This is a genomic window from Rhizobium sp. NLR10b (genome assembly GCF_019685435.1).
In the GTDB taxonomy this organism is placed as follows: Bacteria; Pseudomonadota; Alphaproteobacteria; order Rhizobiales; family Rhizobiaceae; genus Rhizobium.
Genome location: NZ_JABDWV010000008.1, coordinates 221,518 through 241,391, shown reverse-complemented (window position 1 = coordinate 241,391; position 19,874 = coordinate 221,518). Strand labels below are relative to the sequence as shown.

The window sequence follows — 19,874 nt, the reverse complement described above, 5'->3', positions numbered from 1 at the left end:
ACCGTCCGATTGAAGAGCCTCGCGGCGGAGGTCGCTTGTTGGTCCTTCGGTATCGTCAAGCAGAACCGCGATGTAACCGTTCAAAGCGCGTCGCAAATCGATTCCATTACTCTGCCTGCCTCATGCGAATAGAGCGGTTGATCTTGGTATGCGAACCCAGCTTCTTGGCGATATGCTTCGCTTAACCTGTCCAAATCGAACATCACCAGCAATCATAATGCCTCCGCCTCCGTTTGTTGACCGCGACGGGAAAGCTCGCCCCGTCACAAATCGTTGAGTTGCGCACCCCCTGACCGATCGAATTTCAGCAGGTCGGTGCGGGCATCCTTCGGTTCGGCGCCGCCAAGAGCATAGCACCAGACAAAGAGCGCCCGTCGCCTGACGTGGCCGAGCGCCAGATCCCGAAGCAGTCCAGGAAACTCAATTTTCTGCGGCAGCGGCGCGGCTGCATGCAGGCGTACGCGTACGACGCCTTTTTTCGATGTTTCGACGACGGAGAAGACCGACGGCGGTGGCGCGATCACTGGTTCAGGTACAATATCGACCTGGACGACCGCCCTGCCGGCCACGAGTTGCAGCCGATCGCCGGGCGCCAGCGGACAGCGTCTACCCAAGGCGTCCTCAGCGAGGCTGGGCGAGACAAGATTCGCAAGAGCCGCCTCAAAGACCACCGCATTGGTCAGGCTGTAGCGGCCGCTACTGTTGGGCGCGATCTCCTGAAGCACCAGCGGCTCCGGAGGTGGCTGGTCGCCCCCCGGAGTGCGCGGCGGCAGTCTTGAGAAACCGATCTCGTACTTGCCATTGTCTTTGACAAACTCCCCGCTTTCAGTGGCAGTCAGCCCTGCGGCGAAATAGAGGGTCGATCCTAGGTCATAGGCCACGCGATCCGCAGCGAGCATGAACGAGCCTGCGCCGCCGATTGCGTCGCTGGCGGTCGGGCTGGCAAGCTGGCGGTCATAGGACGGATCGCCGAACAGAACCGTCTTCGACCACACCGGCAGCACCCGACGCGCACCGGGATCAAGCAGGAGCGGAAGCAGGATCTGCCATCGTGGGCCATCCGGCAGGTCACCGGGAGGCTGCCCGCCGCCCCCATCGCCCTTGGCCTTGAGGTCGACCACCAGCCGCAGATGCGTGTCGGCATTGGCTTCGCGCAGCGCTATCTGGACATCGCCAAGTCCCTCTTGAAGTTTGGCGTAGACTATCGAAGTCACAAGCTTCAAGTCGAGCAACGCCGCGAAAGGCCCATTCTCGTTAACTGATAACTGAACCGGAAACGACAGCGAGCCGATCTCGATCCGACCTGAGGCCGTCAACGTCGGTTCAACGCCGGCGCCTTCTATGCGCGATGCTACTTCGATCGAGATCGCCGCCAGTCCATTCCATCTGGCGCTGATGGTAGCCCCGCCCTTGAGCGTGAACAGGGCGCGGTCGTGTCGATGGGCGTTTGGAGAAGAGAACTCGAATCGGGCCACATCGGCCAGTCCGTCCGACCCCAGGAAGAGTGCAACTCGGCCAGCCTTTTCATCGAAATCGGCCAGCGACGCATAGGTGCGACGGCGAAGGCCGAACGTGACGCGTTCCATCTCCGCCAGGCTCACTGGTTCCCCACTTTTGTCCGGCGGCAAAAGATCGGCCGGGAGAACCGGAGAGCGCGGAGTGCGCAGTTGATGTGCAACCACGGGGCCGGAATTCGCCGGCCGGCCGAACTGGGCCTGTCCGTCGTCGAACGCCGTCTCGTCTGCGGGAACCGTCAACGAGGCAACCGAAACGTCGATCACGCCGGGCCTGCGGCCCACCGTCCCTCGCTCGATGACGGGCGGCAAAATGGCCGCCGCCTGCTTGTGTTGTGGTTTCTCATTTGCCTTGGCGGCCGCGATCGCGTCCGCTTGCTGCAGTGGAGCCGTATGCAGGACGGTTTCCAGCACCGCCTCTGTGGCTTTCGACAAAGGCGCCCGCCGCCGCGCGACCGAAGGCAAGAGATGTCGCGCTGCTGGACCGTCAAAGCCGAATTTGGCGGCATCGCCGCGATCGTAGGCTATCTGGTTGGCGAAAGTCAGATAAAGACCCGCTGGGTCGGCCAAAGGTTGTTCCGTCGACATCGGGATTTCGTCGGAAGAGGCTGGCGCAAAGGCTGGCCATCCGAACATCTGGAAACGTCCCGCAAAGCCGGAGTCGTGACCGAGCAGCGGCAACTCGTCGCCCATTGCCGGCCCCAATTTTGCAAGCCATTGCGTTCCCTCCCCCGTCGGCCATCCAAGCGCAGCGGACGGACCGACATCGCCGTTAGCCGGGGTGAGCGCGGCTCCCTTCACCAGGCCCGCCAGCGGTCGGGAAATTCGCCGCCAGGCAACGCCCGGCAACTCGCCGAGAACGGACGTCACCCGTATCGCGATCAGGGCGTTGGTGTCGACATTGAGCGCCGCCTCCACCAGCTCATCGCGCATGACCTTGTCGGAAAGATCATCTGCGGCGCCGGCAATGACACGCCGATACCTGTCAAGCTTGGTTGCCCGGCTGCGCGACAGGACGATCAGATCTGCAAACACCACAGCCTGTGGATCAGCCAACAATCCGGGCGCGTCGGCGCGGATGGTAACCCGCACGGCAGGTGTCGCGGGCCTGAGGATCAAGCTCCCTGCTGCAAGAAAGCGTCCGCCCTGCAATGTCGATGCCCTCCAGTCAACGGCTGGGCGATCGGCGGCAAACTTATCGAGGTCCCGACGAGCGGCGATCGTGACCATCGCTCGTAGAAAAAACGGCGCCGCTTCCAGGTCCGCCGGTTCAAGAGGCACGCCTGCCTTGCTTTTGCGCTTCTCAAAATAGGCTTGCTCTGCGGGAATGACCTCTCGGGCTTGCGGATCGCCGTCAAAGCCCTCCGGCGTCAACCGTCCCATAATGAACGCAGTGTCGATCGCGCCACCTTCTGCCAGGCTTCCTATCGTGACGTTGCTGATCGGTCCGGTTGTTTTCTGCGGCGTCGAGGGCCATAGATCGACGCTTGCAACTTGCCAGACGCCGGCCTTGGTGTTGAGCGGCTTCGCACCTATAGGCGACTTTGCCAGTGACAGGTCGGCCCATGGCACGACGGCAGAATAGGCATTCGCCTCCCCACCGGGGAATTGCGTAACTGCCCCGCCGATGAAGATTGGAGCATCGTCGCCTTTTGACCACCACTGCTCGACGAGGAGATCGTCGAAGAAGCCGGAGACCGCTGTCGGGAAGGGCGCCAGCCCGTTCTGAACGTCCACTTTTTTCCCTCGGTAGATGTCCTTCCTGCCGAGCGGGGCGAAGGTTTTGGCATTGTTTGCGGCGACCATAAGCTTCGCGGTGGTGATAATGACGTGGTCAAGCGTGGTCCATTGCGACTGCGCTCCCTCCGGTCCCAGCGTATGCGCGGCGACGACAAGCAGGCGTACCGGTTGGCTGACTGTGGCGAGGCCGGCGATCGATGCCAGCCGATCGCCATCGATCCGGTGCCGCTTCAGGGCGAAACGCACCTGATGCTCAAGCCTCGAACCGTTGCTTGCCGCGATATGAAGCTCGCGGCTTAGAACAGTCTGATCGGCATCATCGGGTCTCAGCCATGCGTTAGGAATGCTTTTTCCGCTGGCGTCCTGAAACTGGGATCGAAGCGGCCACTGAATCGGGCTTTTGGCGAGTTTTTCCCAGGTAATGTGGAGGCTGTGCTCGCGTTGATCGTCCGTTGCAGCCAAGAGCACGTGCTCCATCACGTGCTTGGGCTGCTTGGCATCGACGGCGCGAACCTCCATCCACACCGATGACATGTCGAAGCTGGAGATCTGGGCCGCGGGGGCGGCTGCAACTGGTGCTGCGGCAATCAAGGTCGCGGACAATGTCAGCCCGTTCGCCTGGAATCCAAAGGGAGCGATCGCAGCCTTGGTATCCGCCTTTTTCAGACGCCACGACAGGACTCCTGCCTGATGGTCGACGTTGATCACCAGGTCCTTGACGGGGACTGCCAGACCAAGCCAGGTCAGCTTGCCCTTTTCCAACGTGATAAGACACTCATCGGCCAGCGTCTTGCCCCCAGGCTGTGGATAGACCCTGACCTGGCCGGCAATTGTCAAAGTGCGGGATTTTCCGTCTATCGATACGGACCCGCTCTGCGGATAGAACACGACACAGGTCGGCCCTTTCGAAAGCGGCGCTGACGGCATTTCAACCGGCAATTCGACCTTAAAGCCCCGAGCCGTTGGTACAACAGCGGTGTTCTTCGTGGCAAAGTCGTTGCCGAACAGTCGGAAAGTGAAATCGGCGGTCGGTTTATCATTCGCGATGTTGACACAAACGATGGTCTGAACGTCGTCCACCGACTTGAAGAATGCTCCTTCGGGATTGCCAAGCGAAGCCTGGAAATTGACCGTTGGCTCTCTTGTGGAAGCGAAGCTGAGCGTGTTGCCGACGGTTGAAACCTCGCTGCCGGACCAACTGTACGACCACTGTCCATCTTTCCATGTCAGCGTCAGTGTAAAGAGATCGTTGCGTGCGTAGACGTCGTCTTGGCCAAATGGACCGTCGGTATTGGCGGCATCGCCGTTGTCCGGATCAAAACACAGGCTGCCGAGGATGGCGAGCGCCGTTGGTTTGCCCGACTTGTCGAATGTGGCCTTGCGCAGGCGCAACGGCTTGAACGTAAACGGTCCCCAGCGGATGTCATATGGTTTGGATCCGCTGTCGCCCCCAATCTCAAACATGCGCCATTCGTAAAGCGAATAAGGAAAACGGTCCGCATTGAAGGCTTGGCCATCAGTGCCGCGGGCGCTTTCGATCGACAGTTTGTTCTCCCCGTCGAAGACCATGCCCTCCAGAGGCAGATCGCGGGCGAAAAAACCAAGCTTGGTTGCGAATGACCAGGCTTTCTGCGGGTCGACGGCCTCGATGACTGCCACCTCTGCGCTGGTCAGCAGGTTGATAGGCTTTTCGCCTTTCTTAGCATCGGCGAGATAGGCTGCGCCGCGGATGCCGGACTGGAGCTGGGATGACAGGCCAAAGCCGCGCGAATCCCAAAGCCTTTCCGGGTCCCCAATGCTGACTGAATGCTTGAACAGGTTGGCCGCGTAGCCCTCCACTTCGATCGCGCCCTCGCCTACCTTGATTTGCGAACCCTCGATATAGAACGGCACCGGCTTGTCTCCGCCCAGCCCCTCGGCCGCGCGATCCTTGGAGTATTCGACCGTTGCGAGTGCGTACTTGCCCCATCCGTCCAAGGCTTCTGGATGGACCTCCGCCTTGACTGACCACTCGTAAGGCGCGATGAGGCTGTGGATCGTCTGCGGGACGTTTTTGCCAACATCAAACCAGTCGGTCACTTCCGCGTCCTGGGTTCGGGTCAGCGCCATCCGGTTCCGGCTCGCCTGCCAACCTTCCGCCAGTTGCTCCGGTTGCAAAGCGGTGGGGAGCGCCGGCGGCCTAGTAGTCGCCCCATGCGGCGGCAAGGTCGACGACGATGCGGTTTGTTTTGGTGGGTCGGACCAAGCGAAGAGCTCGTCCAGAACCGGCAAATCGAACCGCAGCATCGCCTTGTCGATCCCGTAGTCTGCGCTGGATCTGAACTCGGTTCCGGGCAGCGTGAGAAGGATCAGACGATCGTCGTCAGTGACGACTTGTTGTTGGCCGTTCTTGAGCTTAGCCAGGAACCCGAACCATTCCGTGTCCGGGGCGGTCAGTTTGGGGAGATATCCGCTTCCTGGATCGGACGAAAGCTGGAAAACGGGATTCTTAAGGGGAAGGATCCGCCGTGGCAACAAGCCACGCGAGACGGATGGGTCGGGCGCCGAGGGCAAGCTACGGGTCAATGCGAAGTTCGAAATATAGGCGCTTTCGGCCGGCGGCAGCCAGCAGAGCACAGCGTCAACTCCTTCCGGCGGAACAGGCACGCCAGTGATCGACGCCGAAAATACGCCTGTGTCATGGTTCCAGTCGACATGTCCCTTGATGCAGGGATCGGCAGGCTCGGCGCCAAACCACAAAGGCAGATCGCGGGTCGAAGCTGGCCCCCCGCTAAACGTCGGCAAGGCCTCACGGGCATTGGGGCTGCTCTCGGAAACATAAACCATCCCTAGCAGTTGGCCCTTCGGCGCTCCGGCCCGAAGCTGGATCAGACTGGGCGTGGACGTTCCTGCGAAAGACCAGTCGATCTTGAGCTCGATTGCACTGGCGTCGTCGATGACAACGCCACGATTGGAGCCTTGGTGCGAGACAAAAATGCGCCCGCTCATGGCCGAATCCGGTGTCTCTTCATTGTTCGCAACAGCGCCGAGTTTATCCGAAAGCGGTCTTGGCAACGCGATCTGCAGCCAACCTTCCTGTACTGGCAGGAAGACATAAGGGACCGCGTCTGCTTCAGGACCTATACCGCCCCCTGCCTGATAAATTGGCAACAGCCGTTCCACGACTGGTGTGAGCGGCGCGAAAAAGGGGCAATCCGTGATGTCCGCAAGCGCAGCCGTCCAACCACCCGTCCCATCCTTGTCAAAGGTAATCTCGACGTCGCCCGGGCTGGGTTGCGGCTTCATCGCAACCACGCCCGCGCTTATCGTGAGTTCCACGGTTGGCTTGGCCATGCGCATCCAGGCCACGGTCTTGACGAAGATCGTGGCGAGACCCCGCTCATCGCCGCTGATGCCCTGCGTCCTGACGCGCACGTCAATGGCGGACGCGTCGATCCGCATCTCGAAGTCCTGGTCAGTCTTTACAAGGGTGAGAGCGTTGGCGCTCTGCTTCAGAGGCCATGAGAGGGGAGGCACCAGGGGCCGTTTGTCGTAGCGAATTGCGATGGGCGCCGAGGCCGCGGCAGGCTCGGCCAGCGCCAATGCGATGCGCCCTTCGGTCTTATCGATGGCTGCCTGATTCTCTACGGAAACCAGGCGCAGCAGGTATTGCGGTTCGGGGCCCCGGCTATCGCATTCGAGCCTGAAGGTTCCTTCGATCACATCTGTGGGGGCCCCGCCGAAATCGCGCGTCGGATCCGGCAGGGAACCCTTGAATTCAATGCCGCTCGGAACAAGGCGTGCGTCAAGAAGGGCCGTCCCTTTTGCAACCTGAATCATGAGGCCGCCGAAAAGGCTTTGGGCGCCCTTGGAATAGGCGAGGAATTTGCCGAGACCACCGTTCTTGAGATCGAGCTGGATACTGGCGACCCCGTCAACCAGTCGCATCGCGGGAAGGCGGACATTGGCTCCCTCGTTGCTGGTTGGCCATGGGTTGGTCGGCACAACCATCAGATCGAAGGCGGCAGTCGATTCTTGAAGCAGCCCCTCGATCACACCCTTTTTAGACCACAGAAAGAAGCGCCTTGATCGCACACCCTCGCCCTTTTTCGGGTTATATCCGTACTCCCTCGAGCGTGGATAGACCCGCAACACCGTCGGCGGATTCATCGTGGTTTTGGGTTTTATGATGTCGCGGGTGCTCGCATCGATGAGCAGGCTGCGCAGGCCGAAACTCTCGTCGACAACTTGGCCGGCGTCATCTTTGCTCTCGCGCCAGAACGATCGCAATTGTGCGCTGTAGAAGGGCTTTTGATCGCCGCCGGCGATGTTGATGCGAGCGAGATCCCTCTCGCCGTCGGGTGCAGCTTCCAACAGGAATTGGTCGATGCTCAGGTCAGCCATGTCGAGGCCTCCTTGCGGGAAACGAAAGCGTCACTTGGCAGAACCTGGGCGCCCTTCGACGCGGCCAGGGCCGGTTGACGGCCAGGTCCAAAAAGCTGCTCTTCGGCGAGATCGTAGACCTTGTCGCGAAGTTCGGATGCTTTGCCGCCGCTGTCTGCGAAAGCCTTCAGTTCCATGTCAGTGGGCGGCCTGCGCAGAACGAGCAGATCGGGCATGGCGGGGGCCGGATCAACGCCGGTGATCGATTTCAGAGCTGCAGCGACATTTGGATCTTCCAGTGCTTCAGGCGGTACCGGTAACATGAGAACGCCATGCGTCGGGAGTGTCTGCTGTGCTGCCGCGCCTGCCAACCCAACCGCCTCCGGGCAATCAGAGCGTGCCACGAGGGCATCAACTAGGCCCGTCCACTGCATGGCTGTCGGCATGACCTTCCATTCCACGGGCAAGGTTTGCAGTCCGGCGACGGCAGGACTGGTTCCCGCTGTCGGTGCTGGCAGCAATTTCAGGGCATCTTGAAGCGCCTTTGCCAGACCCGTGTCGAGTGTCAGAGTGACTGGCGCCGGCTCTCGCGCCAGACGGACCGGGACAGCAATGCGCCAGGTTATTTTATCTTTCCCGGTCGGGACAGGCGTTGCGGTGTAGACTGGAGTCGGGTCAATCGGATTGCCCTCCTCATCAAAGTCGAGGCCGGGTACAAACCGCGCGCCTGACTGTTGCAGGAGATAGAGGTCGTCCTCCGTCATCTGAGCTGGCGGATTTGGCAGCACATCGATCTCGGACGTGCGCGCCAGCACTTCCTTGCTGCCCACATCGCTGGAGGTGACCTTGAACGATGTCTCGACCAAAATGCGGTAATTGACCGACGGTTCTGGAAGGTGCGCGACAGCCTTAAAGGCTGTTGACCATAGGCTGCCATCCTTGCCGAACCATGTCTCAGCCTCAGCGACCACCATGCAGTCGACGAACCGGATAGCGGCAATGTCAAAGGTGACAATTGTGACTTCACTAATGCGCTTGGCCGGGTCTTTCTCCGGGTCTGGCGGCGGCTCGGTCGGCCTTCGGCTTACGCTGTAGCGATGCTGCCTGGACAGCTCTCGATATTTGTAGCCGTCGGCTGCGTATGGCCATCCCAGTTTGAAGAACCCCTCCTCGAATGTCGTTGCCACCTGTTCGGACACGACCACGCCGGCCGTCGCGTGGACCAGCGCGTGCACCCTGAAGAAGTACGGCAGGTTCATCGCACTGATCATTGTCGATCCGAGCCAGGCATCGGGAACGCGCTTCCTGAGGTCTGTCAGACGCTCATCGGCGATATCGCGTGTGATCGCCAGGCTTGCGGAGTCGATCGGCCCATCGAGCGTGCCGAGTTGATCCATCGGCTGTAATGTTAGATCGTACTTGCTCTCCAGCGACGTCAACCAGGGCATGTTGGAAAACTCGCGCCAGAATCCGACAGACATATCGAGAGGCGCAAGCAGAGCGGCATTGCGCCGGTTCGCCTCTCCCAGCACAACGTCCGAACTGTGAGCGATGACCAGTTCCATTCGTCCCGGCGCGCTCTTGCTGGGCTGGTGCGTCACCGACGACAAGATGACAGGCTTCTCGAGTGGCTCGGTCCGCGGCAGCGTTACGTCAACGAAGTAGGTCCTGCCTATGGCCTCGGCAGCGACATCCCCAAGCGCTCCCGCTAGATCGGTCGGACCGGTCCAGGTGAATTTCCTTTTTCCCGTGACGTCGAGCTTGTCAGGAGCCGCGCTTGCCCATGCCTCATAGCGACCATAGGGACGTATGGCGAACTTGCGTCGCGCGCCCCTGCGGTCGGCATCCACCATGGTAACGGAGACCGTTCCTGTCGAACCGGGTGCGCGCCGCCACTGACCGGGATCCGCAACAGTGCCCAGGGACAGGAAGACGGAAATAGGCTGGGCTGGCGTCAGTGCGCTCGAGGCCGCCTTGCCCCAGGCCGGCGCGCAATGATCGAGGAAACGACCCCAGAAGGCGACAAACCGATTGGCCATATCTGACCGCAACCGCTTCGCATCCGTCTCGTCGTCGCCCGAACTGACCGGAAACACGAGCGGCGCAAAGCGGCGACCGGCATAGTGCGCGAGCCGATCGAGCGACTGATGGACAGCGATATTGCTCCGCGTCCCCGAAAATAGAGCATCGCCCCAATCGGCCGCAGTCAGTCGTTCAAACCGCCCGAAGCAGAATTCTTCGCCCGGAACCGCAGACTCTGCAAGGGCATTGATAACTGCCGGCTGCACGACCCGTTTCCATGGTTCGTCTATCCCGATTACCGCGCCTTCCGGGGCAAGGATGTCCAGCAGGGGGGCGTCGGGACCTGGTGGGGCGATCCTGATTTCCCGCACGATTGCGATCAGCTGCATGCCGGTTTCCGGCCAGTTGATGGCTTTCGCAGGCTCGTGGAACTCGACGTAAGGCGCATCCTTACTCAGCCGCTTGGGCTTCTGCGTCGTCACCGTGCGCACGACACTGAGAACGTCGTAACGCACCTTCTCGAATGTTTCGTCCCTCTGAGTGATGCGCCAGGGCTTGCTCGCGATTGGCTGGTTCGCGTCAATGACCAGGGCATAGTATGCGACAGCCAGATTCTTCACGGCAGTCTCTTCATCAGCCTCGGCGATTTTCGCGGGCAGAAGCCGGTCGGGACGCGGTCTTAGCGCGATCTGCGCAACTGCTAGCATTTCTTCGCGAACCTGGTCGGCCTCGACGCTGGACACGCTCAAATCACCACCATCGAACCACTCAAGTTTCACATTGCCCCAGGGCTGCGTCAAAAGATCGAAGAATGGCTGACCGTTGTCGCGATCTCCGTCGTCGCCGTACCGTTCAAGTGCGCGCTCGAACGCCAGTTGGACACGCTTCTCAAGCCCTTCAAGCCCTGTTCCGAAACGGACATAGTCGCCGGTGTCGGTGTCGTAGAGCCGGAACCCTGCGGCAAGGCCCAAGGTGCGCAGGGCACCCCAGCCATAAGGATCGCGTTCCGGCGGCACCTCGTCGAGGTAAGCGAGGAAATCCTTTGATGTGATTTGGGGGCTGCTGTCCGGCGCGACGGCGAAGCGGCGATAGATTTTGCCGTCAGCGTTCTTCAGGCCGTTGTCATCCTGGCTATCGTACTGAAGGAAGGCGAGCGCATCGGCCAGGATGGGATGGGTGGCCGGCATCGGGTCGAAACTGTGCTCCTGGCTTGCAACGACCAGCAGTTGCCCGTCGCGGCCGACGCGCAATGCTTCTATGAGAACGCCAATCGACGACATGAAGTCCGGCTGGCTCATCCTCAAGCCCAGAACCTCCTTTTCGCGACCGACGGCTTGCGCTGGATTGTCGCCGGGACTCAGTCGAAGGTTCTGCAGAAGGCGCCTGAGCTTGGCCACCGACATGGCGCCCCCCTCTGCCAGGGAATAGGATACGCTCCAGCCACGCGGGTCAGGGCCAGGGACCGCCACGGGCGCGCTCGCCTGGTCGGTGTATTCGTCCCAACCGGTTGCGTCTTTCAGCGCGCGGCCGATGGATATTGTCCAGCCATCAAGTGCTGGCATCTTGCGATCATCGGCCAGCCAGGACGGAATCGATACCCTGATCATATCCGGCTTGCCGCCGGCAAAGAGTGCTGCGATGAGGCCTTCATCGGGATCGGGCATGATTGAACGCCGGATGGCTGGCTCCGGGAATATCGCCGTTGTATCGGCGTCCGAGTACCAGCCAGCCTTCGACAAGCCGCTGGCGCCCTTCATCTTCTCGCCGTGGAGCAGGCGCAAGGTCTCGCTTGGGTAGGCGCTCTCGATACGCCCGAGGTCGCCGAAGCCGGACGGGTCGAGCCCATCCATCTCGGCCGGGAGCAGCGCCACGCGACCCATGGGACGGGCTGCCGAGACCACCTCCCCAACGACCGTCTCATCGCGTCCTGGCAATGCGTCGGGATCGACGCAGAATAGATCGAAGCCGCCGATCGTGCGGTTGTCGACACCGGCAGCGCTGGTGGTCAGCGCCAGAGAAGCGGGATTGGCGTTCCACTCCAGCCGTGTGGCGGTGCGACGCGCCGCATCACGCACGCCGGCATAACCGATCTTGCCAATCGTCGATGCGACGCCGGGGTGGATAATAATCAGACGGCCGCTCTCGGCGCGCATGTCGCTGCGCTGGAGAGCCTTGAACTCGTAGTGAACCGGCTGTTCGAGAACCTCGACGACCGAACTGATGGCGGTCGTCTCGTCGCTCCTGGCAATTGCAATGTTGAAGGCGGCGGTTCTCCATTCGCCACGCACCGCGGGATCGACGGCGATTTTGTTCGATTCCGCCTTCGGCAGATCAACAGAGGCCAGGAAAAGCCTGTATCCCAAGCGATCGGACGCCTGCGCATTGACGGCATTGATGGCCTTGGCGAGATCGCCAAGCGCCGAAACGCTGTCGGTCTTTTTCGGCAGTTCAGTTGGCCCTTCAGGAGCACGATAGGCCGTTGCGGCAAAGTATCGGATGACCGGCTCTTCCTTGCCCCCTTCAAGATATTCCACGACTAGCGCATAATCCTCGCTCCGCTTTACCTCTTTCATCTGCAGGTAGAATTGCTGGATCTCTGATGGATTGAGCCGGTCGATGGCGTCCTGGTCGGGCTGCCGCCGCGCCTCGTCGACGGCATCCGAGCCGTAACCGCCAGAGGGCGCGATTGGCTGTGGCGCAATGCGCAGAAGATAGACGACCTCATCTGGCCATTGAGGGCGCAGCACTATCTCCTGGCCCTGCTTCTCCGGTTTCATGCCTGGCTTGAGCAGGAAGCAAAGCTTCGCCGAGGGAGCGGCTGTGGCTCCGCCGGGCGCCGCAATATGACTTGGCATGGCGGGATAGGAGACTTGTAGCGTGACTTCGCTAGGTGAAATCGGCGCCGTGTCAATGAGTCCAAAGTCATCGACGACATAGGCCAACCCGAAGTCCGACGTGCCGGCATTGTCCACCGGTACGATCTCGTAGAGAAGGTTGATGGAGGCTCTGACTTTGTCGGCGTCGACTCCGAGTGACTTTGGCCCCCATTCAGTTGTCGTCGCCTCGCCGAGCAGCAGCTTTCGCAGCAGGTCCGGAATGGTTTCGGCCGTGCTCGCCGCCGAGCCGTCGTCCTGCATGCGCAAGCTGTCGACGAACTGAAAATCGGGACGCAGGAAGCTGACCTTTGTGGTCGTCTCACCACTTTCATCGATGCCGAGATGGTACTTGATGGCAGACGCTGCCTTGACCAGGAAATCGGCGCGGTACTCCTTGCCCGGGATGCCGCGCACGGTGCGTCTTATACGGTAATGCTTGAGGTGGAATTCGGGGTCGTCATAGGCGCCCTGCGAGGCGCCCCATGCCGGCTCCAGGTCCCAGTTCAGCTTGATGCCTTGGGCATCGATCTTGCTCGTCGGGGTGAACTTCGGCTGCGCCTCGCGGAACATGCGGGCCGGGGGGTTGAACAAGGCAACGCGGCCATTGTGGTCATAGCCGCCGCCCGAGGCGACATCGCTCTTGAGGACGGCGAACCGCGCCGGCGGCGGCGTGATGGCAGCGCTATCGAGGTCAAACAGCATGCGAAGCGCGGACCGGTTGACGATGAAGGTCAGGCCAAAGTAGCGGGCATCAACCTGTGACAGCCGGTCCGGCCAGACACCATTTGCATCCGCGCCCGCCGCGGCAAGCGAGGCCGCAGTCTCCATCACGGAAGACAGGACAGCCGAACGTGTATCTTCGATCTCCGCCTCACGCCTCTGGTCTCCGGAAAGGTTGGAACGGCTGCGCCCCGCTCTGTCCAGCTGGCTGGCGGAAGCCTGGGCGTCGGGATCTATCGCGGTCAACGAAACGTCAACACTGCGGACTGCGGGCTCGGTCAAGTCGCCGCCGTAGCCGGCGTCGTCCGGCTTGCCGGCAAACAGAGACTGAAGCAGTTTTCCGAGCCGGAGCTCCCGGCCTGTTCCCTCCTCGAGCGCCACAACCGCGTCTAGCAGAATATCGCTGGTGTCCTCGCCATTGGGGGCGATATCGACCTTGCTGACGCTGTTGTTTACCGGAATGCGACCGAGATAGGGCTTTCCCTCGGGTGCGGGAACATCGCCAGCGAAGATCAACTTGTGGCCTGGGGCTGCGAAGTCTTCAACCACCGGCGCCTTTGGCGAGGCATAGAACGTCGCGCGCCCTGTTTCGCGTGCTTTCTCTTCCGGCGTTGTGATCTCTGCTTCCGGACCTATCCTGGTATGGTCGCGGGGCAGGAGCTGCATGACGAACCATTCGCCACCGTCGTCACCATCGCTTGCAAGATCGGCAGAGAAGGTCGGCTCGCGGGTCGGATAGAGGATCGCCCAGAAATCTGATGGACCGATCGGCCTGCCCTTGGCGAACTGGTCTTGGTCGACTGGCGGCAGCGGCTCGGCGCCGATTTGATCTTCGATAGCGGCGTCGCCCTGCCCTGCGGTTTCACCACGGGGCGGATCAGGTTGCGGGTTCTTTTCGATCCTTTGTCCGTCTTGGGTTTTATCGGGTATCGGCGCGGCCAGCCCCATGTCCATGAAGCGGGCGACTTTGGCCCTGGCAATCGCCAGTTTGTCGTTGTTGAAGGATAGCGCGATGCGCACCGAGAGCGAGCGGCCGAAGGCGCGCACGCCGATCGATACATCCGCCCGCCCGCCAAGCAGCGACGGTCCGATCACCGCCTCCAGCGCGATTGAGACGGCAAGAGTGAGCGAGAAGCTCGCCGAGAGGGTAATGCGGCCGCCAAACACGGAGAAACTGAGCCAGACCTCGACGCCGACCCCAACCGAAACGTCGATGCGCATATAGCCGTAGTAGAATGAGTCGCCGATGTCCTTGAGGGATAGATATGAAAGCACCCGCGCCTCGATGGCAAAGTTGGCGCGGGCCACGGCTGCAGCCCCGAGGCTGCTGCCTCCTACCCTGCCTTCCAGGTAGACGGAGCCTTGCGCTTTGAAGGCGATGCCGTTCAGCACGGAAAGATCCTCAATGCGGTGGATCAACCCGCCCTTGAGGTCGAGGTAGAACTTGTCGTTCGGCGCTCCAAGCGTGAAGCTAAGTTCGTAGGGCCAACCGAGTTCAGCATGGAATAGGCCGGGTCTGATATAAAGCGTGGCCGAGAACTTCGTCGCCCTAATCGCCTTGACCAATTGCTCCGGCAGTTTCCGGTGCTCGCCAACATATCCCGATCCGTCTGCGATGAAGCGGCCAAGGAACTCCTTGCGTGGCACCGAAAAATACAAATAGCCGCGCATGGTGGGCGCCGACTTCCAGCTTTCGTTGAGGCCTGAGGAAACCCAGTCGTGGTAATTAACGCTCAGCCAGGCACGCAAATTGATGAGGAAGGTGAAATCCGTACGAAAGGCGGCAACGATGTCAAACAAGAGCGGATTGGGCAGGTTGGCTTCTTCCTTCGGCCTGTACTCCGCCGAACCCTGTGTAGCCGCCGATAGTGCAAACATCCCGCGCAGTGCGAGCGTCAGGCCGTCATTATCATAGGTGGGTTGCCACGCCTTGAAGGTAGCTAGGTTTCCCTGGTACTTCGAGACATCGTCGAGTACTTTGACCAGCTGTTGCGGCGACGTCGCCGTCTCGGCCTGGGCTATACCGGCAAGCGTGTACTTATATCCAAATCCGAAACCGAACTCCCGCAGATATATCCGGCCAATGGGCGTGTCTATTGGCTCGGCAAGCTTTTCCTCCTGTCCGTAGATGAAGAAGGAATGGCGAGGCGCAGAAGACGGATATTTCTTGTTACGCAGCTCGAGAAAGCCCATGGCTCCCGACATCGAAGCCCAGCCGTCGATGTCGAGCTTGCCCGACGCCAGGAACCCTTGAGCCGTGACGTCCTTCGGCAGCACGCCGGGATCGTAAAGGTCGGGCATCGAGCCGTCGACGGCGATCGCGGTCGCTTCGACATTGACGGCGCCGGTCTTGAGGCCGACGGTCAATCCGTCGAAGCGCACCTGGGGCATGGCGGACCCCTCTTTCGGCCCACCGATCAACATGGAGTGGAACTCGACCCCCAGACCCTCCTTATCGTACGGGGTGAACTTGGCCTGGCCGGAGATCGACATCCCAGGCGCGCCGTCAAATTTCGGGACTGCCGGATGAAAGCCGAAGCCACGCAGTTCAAAGTCGAATATGTCGAAGAGCGAGATCTTTTTCGGCGGGTCCACCTTCACTTGGAAGGAGATGGCGCTCATCAGCACGCGCGGGTCGGCCGCCAGCGGCGCCTTGTCGAGCTTTATGGTGATGTCCTTGAAGTTCTTGAGAAGCCCGGTCGTATATTCCGAATTGCCGGGCTTGAAGACCGCGGAACCGGTCAACAGGAAGTAGAAATGATAGCTGCCGGCGTTGACGAAGTCGAAGCCCAATTCGGTGATTGTCAGTTCGAAGCGGGTTGCGTTGCAGCGGATCGGGTCGCCGGCCTTGTCCAGCCTTGCCGTCGCCCCCTTGACGATCACGTCGCCATCGCCGCCAGCGCCAAGCTGAAGCGCAACGGTCGCGTAGGCCTCGCCCACGAGCGCCTGCGGCAACTGGCCGGTACCGGTCAGCGCCCCACCGCCGAATTTCGATCCCTTGATCGTCACCTGGCCGGATGTGAAGCGGAAGGGCATATCGACACCGCCGAGCCTGACAGGTTCGGGCAGGATCGCCGCCTCCAGATCGAAGCCGGAGCGACCGATGCGAAATGTCGAGACGTCGAATTGCAGGCCCTTGCCCGCGCTCGACACTTTGCCATAGGAAAGCAACGCCTTGGCTTCGTCAGCAAGGCCAAGGCTTTCTCCGCCCCGCGACAGATCGATATAGAACTGTTTGTAGGGATCTTTTCCGGGATTTATCGGTAAAATGGTGAGGTCCAGTCCCAGCGGTTGGTAACTTGCCGTCGGCTGGCCCTGCTTGCTGTTGATGTAGATCTTGTCGCCGCCGGTAATCCTCATCGACAGGTCACGCAGCGAGGCTGAAATGATCAGGTCCGTCTGCGGTGCGAAATTATCATCAATGTGGACCGTGACCTCGAGCCCGACCTCGATCGACAAACCCGCGCCCGCCTTGTAGCTGACACCAGTGACCTCGACCTTCTGCTTCAGTTTGTCGAGGAAATCGCTTTTCTCTGCTGCGGGATTTGCGCTGGTTAGCAACGACAGCAACCGGTTTTTGAACGCCTGCGCTTCGAGGGTGACGTCGATAACCGGGTTTCCGACGACCGTCTGCCCGGCTGAAGGAACGATCAACCGTACGCCGGCGTCCTTCAGAACGCCGGTTTCGCGCAGCGCCGCGGCGACATTGCCGTCCTTGAAGTCGAGGAGCTCCGTGAAATTCTTGCCGTCCTCGAAGGTTTGAAAGAACCGCGGCCGCCCACGCTGGATCGCCGCAACGACAATCTCCTGGACCCTGTTCCCGCTCGCCTCCATAGATGGGCTGGCCTTGAGCTGGATCAGTCTCTGCCCATGCGCCTTACCCGTCTCATCTGTGCTTCCCATCGCCTGCTGAGGCGTCGTCTCCTTGTCCAACCACAGATCGGTACCAAGCACGGCGTGGCTGTCGGCGGTCGGCTGGATCACCAGGCCGACCCAGCTTGAGGGGCCAAGGTCAATGATCAGAGAGGGCCTCAGAGCCGCATCGAGGTCGAAATCGAAGCCGAGCGCGCTGAGCGACAGCGTCTTTGTTAAAAGATCGGCGTCCCTGCCGGCCGGCATGACAATGATCTGGCGCAGTTGATATGTCTTGGGATCGAGCCGAACCTCGACAGCGATGTGGCTGACCACGTCGCCTCCAAGCTCTGCGAGGTTGCGCCCCAGTCGCATCAGCCCCTCGAAAACCGCCTCTACCAGCCCAGCAAGTGCCTCTGCGGCATTGCCGGCCTGCCTCGCAAGCCACTTCCCGGCGGTCGTCAACAACTGGCCAATGCGCGCCAAAAGCGCGAAAAACCCGTCCATCTGGGGCTTTGACGCGGTGGGCTTAGGCACAGGAACTGCGGCGATCAACCGGATCAATTCGCCGAGCACGTCGCCGGTCAGCCTGATCAGCTCGATCGGATAAGGCTCGACGATGCTGAGCGCTTTGAGGGTCGCCTTGGTTTTCCCCGAACCGGGGGCAAAGCTGACGTCGACCTCGATTGCGAAGGCGATCAGGATCGAGGGATCGTCCTTGGCCGCGACGACGACCCTGTCGCTCTTGAAGTTGATCGAGAGGCTGGCATTGGCCAGAACCTCGCCGCCACCGATGTCGATGTCGTTGAAACTGGGGGTGAGGGTGCTGCCAGCCAACCGGATTGTGAACGGCGACAACGGAGGGCTGAATTCCTTATCGGGAATGCCGATCGGCGGCGTTTTGCAATCGAGCTGGCTGGTCAGGGTGAATTTCGCGTCAGCGAGGCTGAGGGTGATGTTGGTGACATTCACCCAGGCTTGACCGTCCACATAGAACGTCCCAGCGCCGGCGACGGAAGTTGAGAGTAACAGTGTGCCATTGACAAACCTGGCCGCAAGCTTAGGCGCAGGCGCCCATTTGAAATCCAGTTTGTCCACAAATGGAGGCAAGGCGAGGCAAAACAGCGACGGCGCATCCAGGAAGTCGAGGTCGACCGATGGCAGGTGCAGAACGGCGCCGTCCAGCCAGGAAGCGCCGAATGCAATCTTTGGCAGCCTCAGATTGAAACCCGGAAGCTGCGGCATGTCGAAGCCGATCTCGTCCCAGGCGATCCAGTCTTTAAATGCTGCTTTCCTCACCAATACCGTCGCGAGCAACCGCCCTGTGAGATCCAGCCCTTTCGTGTTGGCGTTGAGGTAAGTGAGGCTGACGTCGGCTGATGCTTCCGCCCGAAGCACCCAATCCTGGTCGTTGATGGCGCCATCAACCAAGGCCGGATTGAGGAAAATCCGCGCTGTGAGCTCAGTCCCGCCAATCGCCTTGACACCAAACAAACCTGTGGCGCTGCCGGCGCCGACATTGGCCTCGATCGGGCTCGCCAGCCGCCGGCGCACACGATCTTTCAACGCTGCCCATTCGTCTTTATCCGCGAATTCGTCGCCCTTCCGGAAGCGGTAACGCTCACTGTCCGGAATCACGAGATTGCCGGGTATGTCGAGCGATAGAGGCTGCTTGTCTTCCAATTCCAGCTGGATGGTTGTGACCGACGTCGTCATCGCCGACTTCACCACCGTTGTGAGACCGGAAAGTCTCAGGTCGCCGGTTTTAAGAAATACACCCAGTCCGACAAGCTCGAAGGTATATTCCGTGGCACTGTCGACGCCGGTTTGGCTGAACAGGACGAGTTGGATTTCCGCCATATCAACCTCCCTCGCATCCTGCTCAGTCTCGTCAAGACAGCTCGCGAGACGCAGAATCGCCCAGCGCAGCGAACGCCGCCCGCCGTAAAAATAGCTTGAAAGTGTATCTTTGATTCAGCGCTTCTATCTATGCATGCACAAGAATAAATAGCAAGAAATATCTGACTTGTACTCTCTGATTATCAGAAATTGCTTTGCGTACAGAAATAAAAGCATACCCTTCACGAGATGAGGCAATACATCTCATGGATTGCAACAAGTATATTACCCGTCCTCTTTCCGGCACCACGCCGTCGAGTTCTCCCCTCAACAGGAGGTTTGTCTTGATTTGCACGCGTGAGATTTAGACGAGGTTTGCGCCGAAAGTCATTTTCCATCATCCTACCAATGCATCAGGTCACCAGAGAAAGCTGCCGTGATGACGCCGTAGGTCGCTCCGCCGACGGCCGGTTCGGGGTTCAAGCCAGTTCGAGGCCTTGTGCCTGTGGGAACCAAAGCGCCGCTGCCCACGGTCGCGGCGGTTGCTGTCCAGCTGATAATCGTCATGACAATGGCCGTGCCGTCAGAATGCTTGGTTCCGAAACGCCGTCACTCGTGGATTAGCTAACTCAGTGTTTCGAAAAACCGGCAACAGTACAGGTCGGGGGATATCCGCGAGGCTGCATCGTGCGTGGTACGCAGGGCTGACTTTAACCGTTTCCCTCCGTTCGACAGCAAATCCTTCCGTTGAAAGTTCCGATCCTATAGTCGATATCCGCGCTGAAAATATAATAATACTGTCCTGTATCTTCAGTCTTTACAGTGAACTTCTGAGCTTCTTTGTGGGTCCCATCGTCAGCTGAAATTCTAACCGTCGTCACATCGTTAAGTGCTACGTTAAGGTGGCCCATCGCCTGAGGTTGGATCGTCACATTTGGCTGTCCGGCGG

2 protein-coding genes are annotated in these 19,874 nt (G+C 60.4%); both read right to left on the bottom strand.

Annotation, left to right across the window (positions count from 1 at the left end; translation table 11 throughout):
- Window positions 1-263: 263 nt before the first annotated feature.
- Window positions 264-7,637, bottom strand: coding sequence for a hypothetical protein (locus tag HJB91_RS15735; RefSeq protein WP_221155292.1), 7,374 nt, complete (start codon window positions 7,635-7,637; stop codon window positions 264-266).
- Window positions 7,625-18,946, bottom strand: coding sequence for a hypothetical protein (locus HJB91_RS15730; protein WP_221155290.1), 11,322 nt, complete (start codon window positions 18,944-18,946; stop codon window positions 7,625-7,627). The genes HJB91_RS15735 and HJB91_RS15730 overlap by 13 nt, the downstream gene beginning before the upstream one ends.
- Between the last annotated feature and the right edge of the window lie 928 nt (window positions 18,947-19,874).

What these genes read in the sequence shown, in the direction of transcription:
- HJB91_RS15730 (WP_221155290.1), bottom strand. Translation starts at nt 18,946, where the DNA reads ATGGCGGAAATCCAACTCGTCCTGTTCAGCCAAACCGGCGTCGACAGT.
- HJB91_RS15735 (WP_221155292.1), bottom strand. Translation starts at nt 7,637, where the DNA reads ATGGCTGACCTGAGCATCGACCAATTCCTGTTGGAAGCTGCACCCGAC.